The sequence below is a fragment of the Pseudomonas persica genome, from assembly GCF_900291015.1.
Taxonomy (GTDB): domain Bacteria; phylum Pseudomonadota; class Gammaproteobacteria; order Pseudomonadales; family Pseudomonadaceae; genus Aquipseudomonas.
On the sequence record NZ_OLKL01000182.1, the window covers coordinates 1 to 265 of the forward strand.

Genomic DNA, 265 nt, shown 5'->3' on the forward strand with positions numbered 1-265 from the left:
CTATTAGGGCTTCGGCAAGGGGAGTATCAATCACTCTTCTTAATCCAAATTTCTCTTTTAAACCGACAGTAGCGCGAAACACACCGCCGTTGTCTCCAACGTCTTCGCCTAGTAGCACGACGTTGTTGTCGTGCTCCATTTCATAATGAAGTGCCAAGTTAACCGCTTCAATAAGCGTGATTTCGGGAGTTTGGTGATTAATCATGTTTGCCTCCCTGCATTCGCAACGTCTTATTAATCAGCGTATCTCTTTGCGGTGCTAGCT

At 45.7% G+C, this 265-nt stretch carries 1 pseudogene; it reads right to left on the reverse strand.

Annotation, left to right across the window (positions count from 1 at the left end):
* Positions 1–205: pseudogene (locus FQ664_RS26205) on the reverse strand (alpha-ketoacid dehydrogenase subunit beta); the annotation flags it as partial.
* Between the last annotated feature and the right edge of the window lie 60 nt (positions 206–265).